We start from the raw sequence: 15,687 nt of genomic DNA, 5'->3' as shown, positions 1-15,687 counted from the left end.
GTGGGATGAAGCAACTACATCTCACTCTTTCTTAAATCTATTTTTTTGGGCTGTTTGGACAGTTGAAGGGACAAATCGCAGGCGTTGAATATCGCTTATGCGGATAATACGGGTCACATTTTTGGCAAAATTTTTCACAATAATTTGCTGTCCTTGCTGATCGTATTTGATGATGTCACCTGTAAAACTTGTCTCTGACAAGATAAGGTGAACAGCGGTTTGTTTCTGGATAGCCTCTTCAATAGTGGCTGTAAGGGAGTTGCTTTCAGTCTGGTCTGGTTGGTCATGTCCATTTAAAAAGTCATGTATTTTACCTAGAACTTGCTGGAATTTATGTCTCATATTGGCCTCCCTTCTTTTATATCAATATTATATAAAATTTTCCTAAAATCTACAAGATTTTACGAATAATCAGATGAAAGCTAAAAAAGGAGAAGAAAATGGCAGAATTTACATTTGAAATCGAAGAGCACTTGTTGACTCTTTCTGAAAACGAAAAAGGTTGGACCAAGGAAATCAACCGTGTGAGCTTTAATGGTGCCCCTGCAAAGTTTGATATTCGTGCTTGGAGTCCAGATCATACTAAAATGGGCAAAGGAATTACTCTCTCTAATGAAGAATTTCAAACAATGGTGGATGCCTTTAAAGGCAACTAAGTTTTCAAAATGAAAGAAAAGGATATTGAGTCATGACAACTCGATATCCTTTTTTAGTTAGCAAAGTAAGCCTGATTTTTAAGGCGTTGAAGTAATGGACGGCTAATAAAACTAATAGCTAGAAGTTTACCAAGGTCTGGAATGATAAAGGGAAGAACACCCACAACAAGAGCTTTTTCAAATGCTATTCCAGCTAGGAAATGCAAGCTGAGAATCCCGCCGACAAAGACAAGGGCATCACCCAAGAGGTTTGCAAGAAAAATCTTGACAACACCACTCTTGCTGTTGGTTAGAGAGGAAGTCAGTCCAGAGTAAACGAGATAAAACCAAAGATAGCCTGCAGTAGGACCAACTAAAGCCTGAAAACCAGCTCCACCTCCTGCAAAAACAGGAAGACCGATAGCACCTAGAAGAAGATAGAGTCCAACAGAAAGTACAGCTTCTCTCGGTCTAAAGACAGTAGCAATCAAGCCGATTGCAAAGTTTTGCAGAGTGAAGGGGACGGGTCCAATTGGAAGACTGATTTGTGCCAAAACAGCAATGAGAACAGCCCCAATAGCAGGGATAGCATAAACGTGAGCTTTTTTCAAAATAGTTAACCTCTTTTCTGATATATAGTAACTATTATACTCGTAGAGGAATTATTGTCAACCTATTTTTAAAAACAAGGTAACAAAAATTGTAACAGCCGATTTGATTCACAAGAGAAGTTGGATAATTGTTTTTTATCGATTTGTAAATCGCCTTTATAGATAATCTCATTTTATCAATAAAAAATATACTATAAATACTTGACAAACTAAAATATTAGTATTAAATTAATATTATAAACGCTTACAAATAAATGTGTTCAATTTTAAAATAGAGAATTATTACTGAGTTTTTGTCAAATATTATAATTCAAGGAGAAGTAAAATACAAAAAATTTACTAAGAAGAAGTTCATTTTGCTGGCTACAAGTTTTTTCAGTTTTGGATTTGCTACTACAGCTAGTGTTGGTAGTGAAACTACAGCACACCCTGCTCCAAGTCCCATTATTGATTTATGGAAGTATGGTGTAAGTGATAGCTATGGTTATTCGAATTACTTTGTTAGTTCTTCAAATAATATTAGTTCAGAGTCATCAGTAACGAATATTTTGGGAACGTTAAAGTTCACGATAAAAAAGATTATAGATGGACATTTTCAAGCAAAAAATTTGAAATGATGTTCGATTAAATGCACATTGGGATTATTATAGATTTTAAAAAATAATTTATGAAAACAAGAGACCCAATTATAAAATAGAGTCTTTTGTCATATGGTAATTGCTTATGAAATTAAAATTATGTATCATTGGATTCTTCTTTTGTTTGATTGCTACAATTGGTCTGGTCACTATTAGTGATACCGAAATCCCCATACCTTTACCAATTGATGGTGCTTTTTCTATCCAAGGAAAAAGTAATCTTTCTAATAACGAAATATACGAAATGGTTCGTGACTTATCAAAAACGGAAAAGGTTACCATTTACAAGCCAATCGTTCAGAGTTCGGGTCAGTTGAAGTATGTAAACTTTGATGATGTAAATAATGAACAATTAAAGTCAGCACCAATAGTAGGGATGTATTACACACTTGGGAAAATAGATGTAGACAGTTTGAAACCACTTACGATGACTGGACTACAAACAGTATATATGGCTTATCCTTGGTATATAGGAGGAATATTACAATTTACTGGAACTTTAAGAATACTGTTAATGGGTTCAATTTACTTAACTTTATTAGTTGTTTTATTTGTTGTTAGGACGAGGCAGATCAAAGAAGGAGTGATACGACGTTCTTTGGGCTTGCCTGTATACGACCTTAGAAGAGAGTATGTCATTTCTCTTATTTTTGAACTGATTATGATGGCTTTATTGATGATTTCTTACAGTTCTTTTTTGGGTAATGGTTTCTTCACCTATAGTTCTAAGTTATTTTTCTCTCTGCTTTTAACGAATTTTATACTATTTCAAATCATTGATCTTATTACTTTTGTTTTATTTTGGTTGACGATTCAGATTGAAAAGCCCATTGAAATTATCAAAAACAAGGCGAAAAATAAACTTATTTTTGTCGTATGGCTTGTCATCATTTCGATTATCATTCTTGTCTCAGGAATTTTTTTACAAGAAACAAAGAGTAGTCAATCTAGTATGAACATACAAATACAGAATTTAGTACCATGGGACACAGTAAAAGACTGGAGAAGGATTGAGTTCCTTGGAATTGAAAGTAACTCTGCTAAAAATGGAGAAGTTAGTGATTCAGATGGTCAGTATCTACAGATAGTTGCTGCCTTAAAAAACTTAGATTTTTTATATATAGAACGATCTTCGGCATATGTTCCAGATTTCATGAAAACTTCGCATGTTATAGAAAATTTTTCTAAACAATTAGAAAATGACGGGATAACGAATTCAGAAATAAATAAAGAGTTGATTTATATTAATCAAACAGGTGCTAACCTACAAAATAAAGTGAATGGAACAAACTATCATCTTTTAGATAATAAAATAGCAACCATCTATATTCCTGAGAAGTGGAAAGAAAACCAGAAATCTATTGAGAATACAGTTGTAGCAGAACAATTTATTGGAACAAACTATACAAAAGAACAGCTTGCAGTACAAATAATTCCTGATGGGGAAAAAATTTTTTATTTTAATGAAGATGCTGATAATAATCTTAAAATGAAAGATATTTTACCGCTGGCAAATGTAGCAGATAGCAAAGATAATATAGTTGTTGTGTTAGATACGGACAAAATGATGGAAAATAATAAGTTTTCTTTGGCTAGTAACATACTATATAAATCTCTTTTTAGTCCTGAAGCGGTAAAAAAAATAAATGAGATGACTGTCCCGTTGAATTTCTCAATGAATCCAGTAGATGTTTACCAAATTGTGAAATTAAAGATTCAATCCTTAGAGCACCAAATTTTACTTTCACAAATCTTGCAGAAGATAATTTACAGTATTGTCTTTATACTCATTTATCAATATGTCCAACTTTTTATTACTCTAAAACAGAATGAATATGTGAAAAAAATCATTTTGGGTCTGTCAAAAACATATATAGCAATTTCAAGTCTCAAATATTTTATGATGACTATTACAATGGTTATTCTATTTACATTTCTTATGACAGGGCAAATAGAGTTGCTATATATTGGAGTGGCTTCTCTGCTAGTTTTGATGTTGTCAATCATAATGAGTTTTAGGAAATTATCTGAAAGCTACACTAAAATTTTAAAAGGAGATGAATCATGACAATTGACCTTTTGAACGTTTCAAAGAGTTTCGGCTCAAAGAAGATCTTTACAGACTTAAATTTAATATTTGAATCTGGAAAAAGCTATGCATTGATTGGAGGTTCTGGCTCCGGTAAAAGTACCCTTCTTAATATTATAGGAAGATTAGAAAAAATTGACAGTGGGAATGTTTTAGTTGATAAACAAGATATTTGGAATATAAAAGAAAGAACTTTTTTAAAAATACTGTTGGATATGTATTTCAGAATTATTCTTTAATAGATAACAAAACAGTATATGATAATCTGAGCCTTATCACTAAAGACAAAAAAACAATAACTGACGTACTTGAAAAAGTAGGACTGTCAAGTGACTATTTACATCAAAAAATATACGAATTGTCTGGTGGGCAGGCTCAACGTGTAGCTATTGCCAGAATGTTAATGAAACCACGTAAAATTATTTTAGCAGATGAGCCCACAGGAGCTTTAGATGGTGAGATTGGAAAAGAAATCATTCGTTTGTTATTAAATGAAAAAGATGAAGACAAATATGTTATAATAGCGACGCATGATCCAGCTGTCTATAACGAAGTTGATGTGATAATTGACATGAAAGATATAGGGTATAATGTATGAAAAAGATAATTTATATTGCTTTGATCTTTGTAGCTGGGTTACTTGCCTTCTTCTTTTTTGGAAAACAAATGATTACAAAAGAAAATATCAATAAGCCAACGGTAGAGTTAACAGTCTATACGCTTTCTTCTAGTGATACAGAAAAATGGAATAAAGTGAGACAAGTAGAAACGGAAGAGGCTATATACTTCATAACTGTGAAAGAAGCAGAGTCTTCTGAAGAAGTATTTTCAAACATCATTGCAAATGGAGCTGCTACGGGGTTCGGAGTTCGTGAAGAAGAAGTGAAGAAATTCAATAATGGTTTAGGAGACACTATAGAGGACTCTAAGCATAATAAACTAATTGAAATAGAATTTTTTACTTTTTCTGATGATGGCGAGGGATTTGTGGTAGCAAACTTTGACTACGGTAAAGAAGAGTTGAATTCTCAGAAAAAAGATATAAAAGAGTTATATAAAAAAATATATGAATCTTTTAAAGAAAAGAATAAATGATTGTATTATAATCCGTGTATTTTGCTATGGTTTGTTAATTGATTTTTGCATATCTTACTTCAACATACTATAAAATAAGACATAAGAAAACGAGTATCTCCAACTACGGAAATACTCGCTTTTTGATATTTAGAAGTGTTTTTTGCTCTGCTTCTTTTATTTCGATTAACGCATGGTTACAAATTCTTCGGATGCAGTTGGGTGAATCGCCACAGTTGCATCAAAGTCAGCCTTGGTTGCTCCCATTTTGATAGCAACGGCAAATCCCTGAATCATTTCATCAACGCCGTAGCCAATTCCATGAAGTCCGACAACTTTTTCTTCTGAACCAGCTGTGATCAATTTGAAACGAGTTTCTTGATGGTTGCAAGTGCAAGCAGAGTACATAGAAGTAAAGCTTGATTTGTAAACCTTGATTTGGTCTTGACCGTATTCTTTAATAGCTTGTTCTTCTGTCAAACCAACCGTTCCGATAGCAGGGTGTGAAAAGACGACAGTTGGAATAGTTGAGTAATCCATTTTTGCAGTAGTTTTTCCGTTAAAGAGACGTTCAGATAGGGTACGCCCAGCCTTGATTGCAACTGGGGTCAGTTCTTTCTCGCCCGTTACATCACCTAGAGCGTAGATTCCCTCAACAACAGTATTTTGGTATTCATCCACTTGGATAAAGCCACGTTCGTTCAGAGTTACTCCAGCTTTTTCAAGTTGCAAGCTCTTAACATTTGGACGGCGACCAGTAGCCCAGATAACTTGGCTAGCTGTGTGACTAGTACCATCCTCGAAATGAATGGTAATGCCATCAGTAGTTTTTTCTAACTTGACAGGGACTTTGTGAGTATGAAGTGGCAAGTTTGTTCTTTCCATTTCCTTGACCAGACCTTCAACGATGTAAGAATCAAAACTACGTAAAGGACGATCGCGGCGAACAAAGAGATCTGTCTTGACACCAAAGGTGTGGAGTACGCCAGCCAATTCAACGGCAATATAACCCGCGCCTAGAATAGCAACTGACTCTGGCAATTCTTCCCAAGCAAATACATCATCAGAAGAGCCACCTAGCTCAGCACCAGGAATATTAGGAATACTTGGATGGGCACCAGTAGCAATCACAATATGTTTAGCACGAATCAGTTCACCATTTACGCTAACAGTATGAGAATCTACAAATTCAGCATGACCTTCAATCAAGTCTACACCGTTGCGTTTAAAACTGCCATCATAAGAAGAACGAGCGCGATCGATGTAGGCTTCACGATTACGACGTAGGGTAGCAAAGTCAAAGTTAAGATCAGTAGTCTTAAAACCGTAGTCTTCTCCAAATTGATGGAAAGTCTCAGCGATTTGCGCCCCGTACCACATGATTTTTTTAGGAACACAACCGACATTGACACATGTTCCGCCTAGTTTCTTTTCCTCAATAACGGCCGCTTTGGCTCCGTGTTCACCAGCACGGTTCATGGTAGCAATTCCTCCGCTACCTCCACCGATAGCAATGATATCGTATTCTCTCATTGAAAACTCCTTTGTACTCTTTTAAATAGTAGAGTGTCATTTTTTGATAGTCATATTCTATCTTTTTTTTGATGTGATTGCAAAAATCTGCTACGTTCAAAAAAATTAAAGAAAAGGCTTGCAAAAAAGAAAAATAAAGTGTATTATATAACTAGTACAACGATTGTAAAATAAATTCCGAACAATAATTAAATCCTGAAATGTCATTATTTCGTTCTGAAATGTTATTGTTTCAAATTGATAATTTTTGTATAATATTGTTAAGAACTTTAAATCAAAAAGGAGTTTCATTATGAAAAAGAATGGTAAAGCTAAAAAGTGGCAATTGTATGCAGCAATCGGTGCTGCAAGTGTGGTTGTATTGGGTGCTGGGGGCATTTTGCTCTTTAGACAACCTTCTCAGACTGCTGTAAAAGATGAGGCTACTCATCTTGTTGTTGCCAAGGAAGGAAGCGTGGCATCCTCTGTTTTATTATCAGGGACAGTAACAGCAAAAAATGAACAATATGTTTATTTTGATGCTAGTAAGGGTGATTTAGATGAAATCCTTGTTTCTGTGGGTGATAAAGTCAGTGAAGGGCAGGCTTTAGTCAAGTACAGTAGTTCAGAAGCCCAGGCGGCCTATGATTCAGCGAGTCGAGCAGTTGCGAAGGCAGATCGTCATATCAATGAACTCAATCAAGCACGAAATGAAGCCATTTCAGCTCCAGCTCCTCAAGCCTCTGCGCCAGCAGAAGGAGAAGATGCAACGGTGCAAAGTCCAACTCCAGTGGCTGGAAATTCTGTTGCTTCTATTGACGCTCAGTTGGGTGATGCCCGTGATGCGCGTGCAGACGCTGCGGCGCAATTAAGTAAGGCTCAAAGTCAGTTAGATGCAATGACGGTTCTCAGTACCCTAGAGGGAACTGTGGTCGAAGTCAACCACAATGTTTCTAAATCTCCAACAGGAGCTAGCCAAGTAGTCGTTCATGTCGTAAGTAATGAAAACTTGCAAGTTAAGGGAGAATTGTCTGAATATAACCTCGCCAACCTATCTGTAGGTCAAGAAGTAAGCTTTACTTCTAAAGTGTATCCTGATAAAAAATGGACTGGGAAATTAAGCTATATTTCTGACTATCCTAAAAACAATGGTGAAGCAGCTAGTCCAGCTGCCGCAGCTTCTGGTAATTCTGGTTCTAAATATCCATACACTATTGATGTTACAAGTGAAATTGGTGATTTGAAACAAGGATTCTCAGTAAGTGTTGAGGTCAAAAATAAGAGTAAAGCCATTTTGGTTCCTCTAACAAGTGTTGTGACTGAAAATGATAAGAACTATGTCTGGGTGCTTGACGAGCAGAAAAAGGCCAAGAAAGTGGAAGTTGGTTTGGGTAATGCTGATGCAGACAACCAAGAAATCACTTCAGGTCTGACAAATGGAGTCAAGGTCATCAGTAACCCAACGTCTTCTCTAGAGGAAGGAAAAGAGGTGAAGGCTGATGAAGCAACTAATTAGTCTAAAAAATATCTGCAGAAGCTACCGTAACGGTGACCAAGAACTGCAGGTTCTCAAAAATATCAACCTAGAAGTGAATGAGGGTGAGTTTGTTGCCATTATGGGACCATCTGGTTCTGGTAAGTCTACTCTCATGAATACGATTGGGATGTTGGATACACCAAGTAGTGGAGAGTATTATCTTGAAGGTCAAGAAGTGGCTGGATTGGGTGAAAAACAACTAGCTAAGGTTCGCAACCAACAAATCGGTTTTGTCTTTCAGCAGTTCTTTCTTCTATCTAAACTCAATGCTCTGCAAAATGTAGAATTGCCCTTGATTTACGCAGGAGTTTCGGCTTCAAAACGTCGCAAGTTGGCTGAGGAATATCTAGATAAGGTTGAATTGACAGAACGTAGTCATCATTTGCCTTCGGAATTATCTGGTGGTCAAAAGCAACGTGTGGCTATTGCGCGTGCCTTGGTAAACAATCCTTCTATTATTCTAGCAGACGAACCGACAGGAGCCTTGGATACCAAAACAGGGAACCAAATTATGCAACTATTGGTTGACTTGAACAAAGAAGGAAAAACCATTATCATGGTAACGCATGAGCCTGAAATAGCTGCTTATGCCAAACGTCAGATTGTCATTCGCGATGGAGTTATTTCATCTGATAGTGCTCAGTTAGAAAAGGAGGAAAACTAAGATGCAGAATCTGAAATTTGCCTTTTCATCTATTATGGCTCACAAGATGCGTTCTTTGCTTACCATGATTGGGATTATTATCGGTGTTTCATCAGTTGTTGTCATTATGGCTTTGGGAGATTCCCTATCTCGTCAAGTCAATAAAGATATGACCAAATCTCAGAAAAATATTAGTGTCTTTTTCTCTCCTAAAAAAAGTAAAGATGGGTCTTTTACTCAGAAACAATCAGCTTTTACGGTTTCTGGAAAAGAAGAGGAAGTTCCTGTTGAACCGCCAAAACCGCAAGAATCTTGGGTCCAAGAGGCAGCTAAACTCAAGGGAGTGGATAATTACTATGTAACCAACTCAACGAACGCCATCTTGACTTATAAAGATAAAAAAGTTGAAAATGCCAATTTGACAGGTGGAAACAGAACTTACATGGACGCTGTTAAGAATGAAATTATTGCAGGTCGTAGTCTAAGAGAGCAAGATTTCAAAGAGTTTGCAAGTGTCATTTTGCTTGATGAAGAATTATCCATTAGTCTATTTGGATCTCCTCAAGAGGCTATTAACAAGGTTGTAGAAGTCAATGATTTTAGTTACCGAGTCATTGGGGTTTATACTAGTCCAGAGGCTAAAAGGTCAAAAATATATGGGTTTGGTGGCTTGCCTATTACTACCAATATCTCCCTTGCTGCGAATTTTAATGTAGATGAAATAGCTAGTATTGTCTTTCGAGTGAATGATACCAGTTTAACTCCAACTCTGGGTCCAGAACTGGCACGAAAAATGACAGAACTTGCAGGCTTGCAACAGGGAGAATATCAGGTGGCAGATGAGTCCGCCGCATTTGCAGAAATTCAACAATCGTTTAGTTTTATGACGACGATTATCAGTTCCATCGCAGGGATTTCCCTCTTTGTTGGAGGAACTGGTGTTATGAACATCATGCTGGTTTCTGTTACAGAGCGTACCCGTGAGATTGGTCTCCGTAAGGCTTTGGGTGCAACGCGTGCCAATATTTTAATCCAGTTTTTGATTGAATCCATGATTTTGACCTTGTTAGGTGGCTTAATTGGTTTGACAATTGCAAGTGGTTTAACTGCCTTAGCAGGTTTGTTACTGCAAGGCTTGATTACGGGTATAGAAGTTGGAGTATCAATCCCAGTTGCCCTATTTAGTCTTGCAGTTTCGGCTAGCGTGGGTATGATCTTTGGAGTCTTGCCAGCCAACAAGGCATCGAAACTTGACCCAATCGAAGCCCTTCGTTATGAATAAGATCAACAAGATGGACACTCGTCTATCTTGTTTTTGTATAGATTTCCCTATCGAAAATCCTTAAAAATGTGATATAATGAAGTGTTAGAAAAACAGGTTTCATTTGCCTGGAAAGGAAAAATTATGTCTGAAAAGAATTTTTATATTACAACGCCGATTTACTATCCATCTGGGAAACTTCATATCGGTTCTGCCTACACAACCATCGCCTGTGATGTCCTAGCCCGTTACAAACGCCTAATGGGCTACGATGTCTTTTATCTGACAGGTCTTGATGAGCATGGTCAAAAGATTCAACAAAAAGCGGAAGAAGCTGGCATTACACCACAAGCCTATGTTGATGGAATGGCAGTTGGAGTTAAAGAACTCTGGCAATTACTAAATATTTCATACGATAAATTTATCCGTACAACTGATGACTACCACGAAAAAGTTGTCGCACAGGTCTTTGAGCGCTTGCTGGCTCAAGATGATATTTACTTGGGTGAATACTCTGGCTGGTATTCAGTATCAGATGAAGAATTCTTTACAGAAAGCCAGCTTGCAGAAGTATTTCGTGATGAAGCTGGAAATGTGACTGGCGGTATTGCTCCATCAGGTCACGAGGTTGAATGGGTATCCGAAGAATCATACTTCCTTCGCCTCAGCAAATACCAAGACCGTTTGGTAGACTTTTTCAAGTCCCATCCTGAATTTATCACTCCAGATGGTCGTCTCAATGAAATGCTACGTAACTTCATCGAGCCAGGTTTGGAAGATTTGGCGGTATCTCGTACAACCTTTACATGGGGAGTGCCTGTCCCATCAAATCCAAAACACGTTGTCTACGTTTGGATTGATGCCCTTCTTAACTATGCGACAGCTCTTGGCTACGGTCAAGACGAACATGGTAACTTTGATAAGTTCTGGAATGGAACAGTCTTCCACATGGTAGGGAAAGACATCCTTCGTTTTCACTCCATCTACTGGCCAATCCTTCTTATGATGTTGGATGTTAAATTACCTGATCGTTTGATTGCCCATGGTTGGTTCGTCATGAAAGACGGCAAGATGTCTAAATCTAAAGGGAATGTGGTTTACCCTGAAATGTTGGTAGAGCGTTATGGACTAGATCCACTTCGTTACTATCTCATGCGTAGCCTTCCAGTTGGTTCAGACGGAACCTTCACTCCAGAAGACTATGTAGGCCGTATCAACTATGAATTGGCCAATGACCTTGGGAATCTCCTTAACCGTACGGTTTCTATGATTAACAAGTATTTTGATGGTCAAATCCCTGCCTATGTAGAAAGTGTGACTAAATTTGACAATGCTCTTGCTCAAGTAGCTGCTGAATCAATTGCTGATTACCATAAATACATGGAAGCAGTTGACTACCCACGTGCCCTTGAAGCAGTCTGGACCCTTATCTCTCGTACTAATAAATACATCGACGAGACAACTCCATGGGTCTTGGCTAAGGATGAAGCACTTCGTGACCAATTAGCAAGTGTCATGAGCCACTTGGCAGCCAGCCTCCGCGTCGTAGCACACTTGATTGAGCCATTTATGATGGAAACCAGTCGTGCAGTTTTGAATCAACTTGGTCTAGCAGAAGTTTCTAGCCTTGAAAACTTAAATCTAGCAGACTTTCCTGCAGGTGTAACAGTAGTTGCTAAAGGAACACCAATCTTCCCACGTCTCGATATGGAAGAAGAAATCGCCTATATCAAGGAACAAATGGAAGGCAACAAGCCAGCTGTCGAAAAAGAATGGAATCCAGATGAAGTTGAACTCAAACTAAACAAGGAAGAAATCAAGTTTGAAGACTTTGATAAGATTGAAATCCGTGTCGCAGAAGTCAAAGAAGTGTCTAAAGTAGAAGGTTCAGATAAGTTGCTTCAATTCCGCTTGGATGCTGGTGATGGTGAAGACCGTCAAATTCTCTCAGGGATTGCTAAGTACTATCCAAACGAACAAGAGTTGGTCGGCAAGAAAGTCCAAATTGTTGCCAATCTCAAACCTCGTAAGATGATGAAGAAATATGTCAGCCAAGGTATGATCCTATCAGCTGAACATGATGGACAATTAACCCTTCTCGCAGTTGATCCAGCTGTACCAAATGGAAGTGTGATTGGGTAACAATAGACAGGACTAGTTCATGCTAGTTCTGTTTTTTATTTACACTCAATGAAAATCAAAGAGCAAACTAGGAAGCTAGCCGCAGGTTGCTCAAAGCACTGCTTTGAGGTTGTAGATGAAACTGACAAAGTCAGCTCAAAACACTGCTTTGAGGTTGTAGATGAAACTGACGAAGTCAGCTCAAAACACTGTTTTGAGGTTGTGGATAGAACTGACGAAGTCAGTAACCATACATACGGTAAGGCGACGCTGACGTTGTTTGAAGAGATTTTCGAAGAGTATTAACTATTATGCTTTACAAACTAGTGTAGAAGTAGTATACTATAGGTGAAGCTACTAGTAGGTATTACAAAATAGATTAGAAGGGAGAAGGGATGAAAGAAACTCAACTATTAAAAGGTGTTCTTGAAGGTTGTGTCTTGGATATGATTGGTCAAAAAGAGCGGTATGGTTATGAGTTAGTTCAGACTTTGCGAGAGGCTGGATTTGACACTATCGTTCCAGGAACTATTTATCCTTTGTTGCAAAAGTTAGAAAAAAATCAATGGATAAGAGGCGACATGCGCCCGTCGCCAGATGGTCCAGATCGAAAGTATTTTTCATTAACTAAAGAAGGAGAAGAGCGTGTCTCAGTCTTTTGGCAACAATGGGACGATTTGAGTCAAAAAGTAGAAGGAATTAAGAATGGGGGTTAAACCATGAAGAAAATGAAGTATTATGAAGAAACAAGCGCTTTGCTGCATGAGTTTTCTGAGGAGAATCAGCAGTATTTTGAGGAACTGTGGGATAGTTTTAATCTTGCTGGATTTCTCTATGATGAAGACTATCTCAGAGAGCAGATTTATTTGATGATGTTAGATTTCTCAGAAGCAGAACGAGATGGCATGAGTGCAGAGGATTATCTAGGTAAGGATCCTAAAAAATTAATGAAAGAGATGCTCAAGGAAGCGCCACGTAGTTCTATCAAGGAGTCCCTTTTGACGCCAATTCTTGTCCTAGCGGTATTACGTTATTATCAACTACTAAGTGATTTTTCTAAAGGTCCTCTCTTAACAGTCAATTTGCTCACATTTTTAGGGCAACTTCTTCTTTTTCTGATTGGTTTTGGACTTGTGGCCACAATCTTACGTTGGGGGCTAGTCCAAGATTATCCTAAGATGAAAATTGGCACTTATGTTGTCGTTGGGACTCTTGTTCTGCTAGTTGTTCTAGGATATGTAGGAATAGGAAGTTTCATACAAGAAGGAGCCTTTTATCTTCCTGCTCCCTGGTATAGTTTCCTTGTCTTTACGCTTTCTCTAGTCATCAGTATTTGGAATTGGAAAGAAGCGGTCTTTCGTCCCTTTGTCAGTATGATTGTTGCCCATCTTATTGTAGGCTCTCTGCTCCGTTATTATGCGTGGATGGGCATTTCAAATGTTTTCCTCACAAAGATTATTCCTTTAGCAGTTCTCTTTATTGGAATCTTTGTCTTGTTCCGTGGGTTTAAGAAGATAAAATGGAGTGAAATATAGTCAAAAAGCCGTTACAAAGCGGTTTTTTGTTATAATGAAGAGAAGAATGTTAGAAATTTAAGGAGAAAAATTTGATGAGATACATAACTCTTGGTCAAGATGATAAAGAATTATCAGAAATTGTTCTCGGAATGATGAGAATAGAAGATAAGTCTGTAAAAGAAGTTGAAGAGCTTGTAGAAACAGCACTTTCTGTTGGAATCAATGCTTTCGACTTGGCTGATATATATGGTCGTGGTCGTTGTGAAGAACTGTTAGGTCTTGTCCTAAAAAATCGTCCAGATTTAAGAGAAGAGATGTGGATTCAGTCAAAATGTGGCATTCGCATTGAAGAATTTACCTATTTTGATTTTTCTAAGGACTATATTATAAAATCAGTAGACGGTATTTTGCAAAGATTGAAGATTGATCATCTAGATAGCTTGCTTCTTCATCGACCAGATGCTTTGATGGAATCTGACCAAGTAGCAGAAGCCTTTGATCTCCTTTATAAACAAGGTAAGGTTCGAAATTTTGGAGTTTCTAATCAAAATCCTATGATGATGAAGTTGCTTAAAAAAGATGTCAAGCAGCCGCTAACTGTTAATCAGCTACAATTGAGTGCGGCTTTTACTCCAGGATTCGAATCAGGTTTTCATGTTAATATGGAAGATAGTCAAGCAGCTATGCGAGATGGCAGCATTTTTGAATATTGCAAATTACACGATGTGGTCATTCAAGCATGGTCTGTCTTACAATTCGGGTATTTTAGAGGGAATTTTGTTGGCAATGAGAAATTTCAAGCTTTAAATCAAGTACTTGAGCGTTTAGCTATTAAATATGGAGTAACTTCTTCAACTATTGCTATTTCTTGGATATTACGCTACCCAGCCAAAATGCAGGCAGTCGTAGGTACAACAAATCCTAAGCATTTGATAGAAGCTAGCCAAGCGACAAACTTTAATTTAACAAGAAAAGAATGGTATGAAATTTATCTTGCAGCAGGGAATAATTTGCCATAAGTAGAAGCAGATGTAAATAAATCACGGTCAAAAAGCCGTTGTAAAGCGGTTTTTTTGTTATAATTAAATGAAGAATGTAGAATCAAAGGAGAAAAATATGACATTTGAAGAAATGCTGCCTGGGTTAAAGGCTAAGAAAAAATATGTACGAACTGGTTGGGGAGGCGCTGAAAACTATGTCCAACTCTTTGATACTATTGAACAAAACGGGATTGCACTTGAAGTGACGCCCTATTTCCTAATCAACGTGTCTGGAGAAGGAGAAGGTTTTTCCATGTGGAGTCCGACACCTTGTGATGTTTTGGCGACGGATTGGGTAGAAGTGCATGACTAAATGTGTACTCATTACAGGCGTTAGTTCAGGAATTGGTCTGGCTCAAGCTAGCCTCTTTTTAGAGAAGGGCTATCAAGTTTATGGAGTTGACCAAGGTGAATATCCACTCTTACAGGGTGATTTCCACTTTTTACAGAGAGATTTGACCTTGGGCTTGGAGCCTATTTTTGACTGGTGTCCACAGGTGGATATTTTGTGCAATACTGCTGGAGTTTTGGATGATTATAAACCACTGTTGGAACAGACAGCGCAGGAAATTCAAGAAATTTTTGAAATTAACTATGTGACTCCTGTTGAGTTGACTCGATATTATTTGACGCAAATGCTGGAAAATAAAAAAGGCTCCATTATCAATATGTGCTCTATTGCTTCTAGCCTAGCAGGTGGAGGTGGTCACGCCTATACTTCCTCTAAGCATGCCTTGGCTGGATTTACCAAGCAGTTGGCTCTAGACTACGCTGAGGCTGGGATTCAGGTCTTTGGTATCGCTCCGGGAGCAGTCAAGACGGCTATGACCGCTGCGGATTTTGAACCAGGTGGCTTAGCTGACTGGGTGGCTAGTGAAACACCAATCAAGCGCTGGATTGAACCAGAGGAAGTAGCGGAGATCAGCCTTTTCTTAGCAAGTGGAAAAGCGAGCGCCATGCAAGGACAAATTTTGACAATAGATGGTGGCTGGTCTTTGAAGTAGGAGGA

17 protein-coding genes and 1 pseudogene are annotated in these 15,687 nt (G+C 37.8%); 15 read left to right on the top strand and 3 right to left on the bottom strand.

The window, feature by feature from the left end:
- Nucleotides 1-21: 21 nt before the first annotated feature.
- Complete coding sequence (locus tag OC530_RS02085; protein ID WP_172930969.1) at nt 22-342, bottom strand: hypothetical protein; 321 nt, start codon at nt 340-342, stop codon at nt 22-24.
- 98 nt (nt 343-440) lie between these two features.
- Here OC530_RS02085 and OC530_RS02080 point away from each other — a divergent pair, with 98 nt between their 5' ends.
- Nucleotides 441-656 (top strand): YdbC family protein, encoded by a 216-nt coding sequence (locus tag OC530_RS02080; protein ID WP_000807422.1) that lies wholly within the window; start codon nt 441-443, stop codon nt 654-656.
- Between the two features lie 53 nt (nt 657-709).
- Here the strand turns inward: OC530_RS02080 and OC530_RS02075 are convergent, their stop codons facing one another.
- Entirely contained in the window at nt 710-1,246 is a 537-nt protein-coding gene (locus tag OC530_RS02075; protein WP_262079075.1) for a biotin transporter BioY, read from the bottom strand.
- 356 nt (nt 1,247-1,602) lie between these two features.
- Here OC530_RS02075 and OC530_RS02070 point away from each other — a divergent pair, with 356 nt between their 5' ends.
- The 4 genes and pseudogenes from OC530_RS02070 to OC530_RS02055 all read left to right on the top strand — a co-directional run bounded on the left by OC530_RS02070 (nt 1,603) and on the right by OC530_RS02055 (nt 5,068).
- Nucleotides 1,603-1,863, top strand: a complete 261-nt coding sequence (locus OC530_RS02070; protein WP_225904818.1) for a hypothetical protein — start codon at nt 1,603-1,605, stop codon at nt 1,861-1,863.
- A gap of 106 nt (nt 1,864-1,969) precedes the next feature.
- Nucleotides 1,970-3,952 (top strand): ABC transporter permease, encoded by a 1,983-nt coding sequence (locus OC530_RS02065; protein WP_262079072.1) that lies wholly within the window; start codon nt 1,970-1,972, stop codon nt 3,950-3,952.
- Nucleotides 3,949-4,571, top strand: a pseudogene (locus OC530_RS02060) (ATP-binding cassette domain-containing protein). The gene OC530_RS02065 and the pseudogene OC530_RS02060 overlap by 4 nt, the downstream one beginning before the upstream one ends.
- Nucleotides 4,568-5,068, top strand: coding sequence for a hypothetical protein (locus OC530_RS02055; RefSeq protein WP_173217622.1), 501 nt, complete (start codon nt 4,568-4,570; stop codon nt 5,066-5,068). The pseudogene OC530_RS02060 and the gene OC530_RS02055 overlap by 4 nt, the downstream one beginning before the upstream one ends.
- A 165-nt stretch (nt 5,069-5,233) precedes the next feature.
- On the opposite strand, the gene gor is transcribed toward OC530_RS02055, so the two are convergent.
- Nucleotides 5,234-6,580 (bottom strand): glutathione-disulfide reductase, encoded by a 1,347-nt coding sequence (gor, locus tag OC530_RS02050; protein WP_262079067.1) that lies wholly within the window; start codon nt 6,578-6,580, stop codon nt 5,234-5,236.
- Between the two features lie 289 nt (nt 6,581-6,869).
- Between gor and OC530_RS02045 the strand changes: the two genes are divergently transcribed.
- The 10 genes from OC530_RS02045 (at nt 6,870) to OC530_RS02000 (ending at nt 15,682) form a co-directional block, all read left to right on the top strand.
- Nucleotides 6,870-8,075, top strand: a complete 1,206-nt coding sequence (locus OC530_RS02045; RefSeq protein ID WP_262080035.1) for an efflux RND transporter periplasmic adaptor subunit — start codon at nt 6,870-6,872, stop codon at nt 8,073-8,075.
- Complete coding sequence (locus tag OC530_RS02040; RefSeq protein WP_000811469.1) at nt 8,059-8,760, top strand: ABC transporter ATP-binding protein; 702 nt, start codon at nt 8,059-8,061, stop codon at nt 8,758-8,760. Before OC530_RS02045 ends, OC530_RS02040 begins: the two co-directional genes overlap by 17 nt.
- 1 nt (nt 8,761) lies before the next feature.
- A complete protein-coding gene (locus OC530_RS02035) occupies nt 8,762-10,021 on the top strand; it encodes an ABC transporter permease (protein WP_262079064.1) in 1,260 nt (419 codons plus the stop codon).
- Nucleotides 10,022-10,144: 123 nt separating this feature from the next.
- A complete protein-coding gene (gene metG, locus OC530_RS02030) occupies nt 10,145-12,142 on the top strand; it encodes a methionine--tRNA ligase (protein WP_164226930.1) in 1,998 nt (665 codons plus the stop codon).
- Nucleotides 12,143-12,190: 48 nt separating this feature from the next.
- The gene (locus OC530_RS02025; protein ID WP_262079060.1) at nt 12,191-12,427 is read left to right on the top strand and encodes a hypothetical protein; all 237 of its coding nucleotides are present in this window, start codon (nt 12,191-12,193) and stop codon (nt 12,425-12,427) included.
- Between the two features lie 89 nt (nt 12,428-12,516).
- Entirely contained in the window at nt 12,517-12,837 is a 321-nt protein-coding gene (locus OC530_RS02020; RefSeq protein WP_000665422.1) for a PadR family transcriptional regulator, read from the top strand.
- A 3-nt stretch (nt 12,838-12,840) separates the two neighbouring features.
- Nucleotides 12,841-13,656, top strand: a complete 816-nt coding sequence (locus OC530_RS02015) for a hypothetical protein (protein WP_262079057.1) — start codon at nt 12,841-12,843, stop codon at nt 13,654-13,656.
- Between the two features lie 74 nt (nt 13,657-13,730).
- Nucleotides 13,731-14,657 carry an aldo/keto reductase gene (locus OC530_RS02010; protein WP_173213712.1) on the top strand — a complete coding sequence of 309 codons (927 nt, stop codon included), beginning with the start codon at nt 13,731-13,733 and terminating at the stop codon, nt 14,655-14,657.
- Between the two features lie 97 nt (nt 14,658-14,754).
- A complete protein-coding gene (locus OC530_RS02005; RefSeq protein WP_000142161.1) occupies nt 14,755-14,991 on the top strand; it encodes a DUF2829 domain-containing protein in 237 nt (78 codons plus the stop codon).
- A complete protein-coding gene (locus tag OC530_RS02000) occupies nt 14,984-15,682 on the top strand; it encodes a 3-oxoacyl-ACP reductase (RefSeq protein WP_262079053.1) in 699 nt (232 codons plus the stop codon). The genes OC530_RS02005 and OC530_RS02000 overlap by 8 nt, the downstream gene beginning before the upstream one ends.
- Nucleotides 15,683-15,687 lie beyond the last annotated feature (5 nt).

Origin of the sequence: Streptococcus sp. Marseille-Q5619 (assembly GCF_946901205.1) — a bacterium.
GTDB lineage: Bacteria > Bacillota > Bacilli > Lactobacillales > Streptococcaceae > Streptococcus.
The sequence above is the reverse complement of the archived record's forward strand: the minus strand, read 5'-3'. Positions and strand labels throughout refer to the sequence as shown.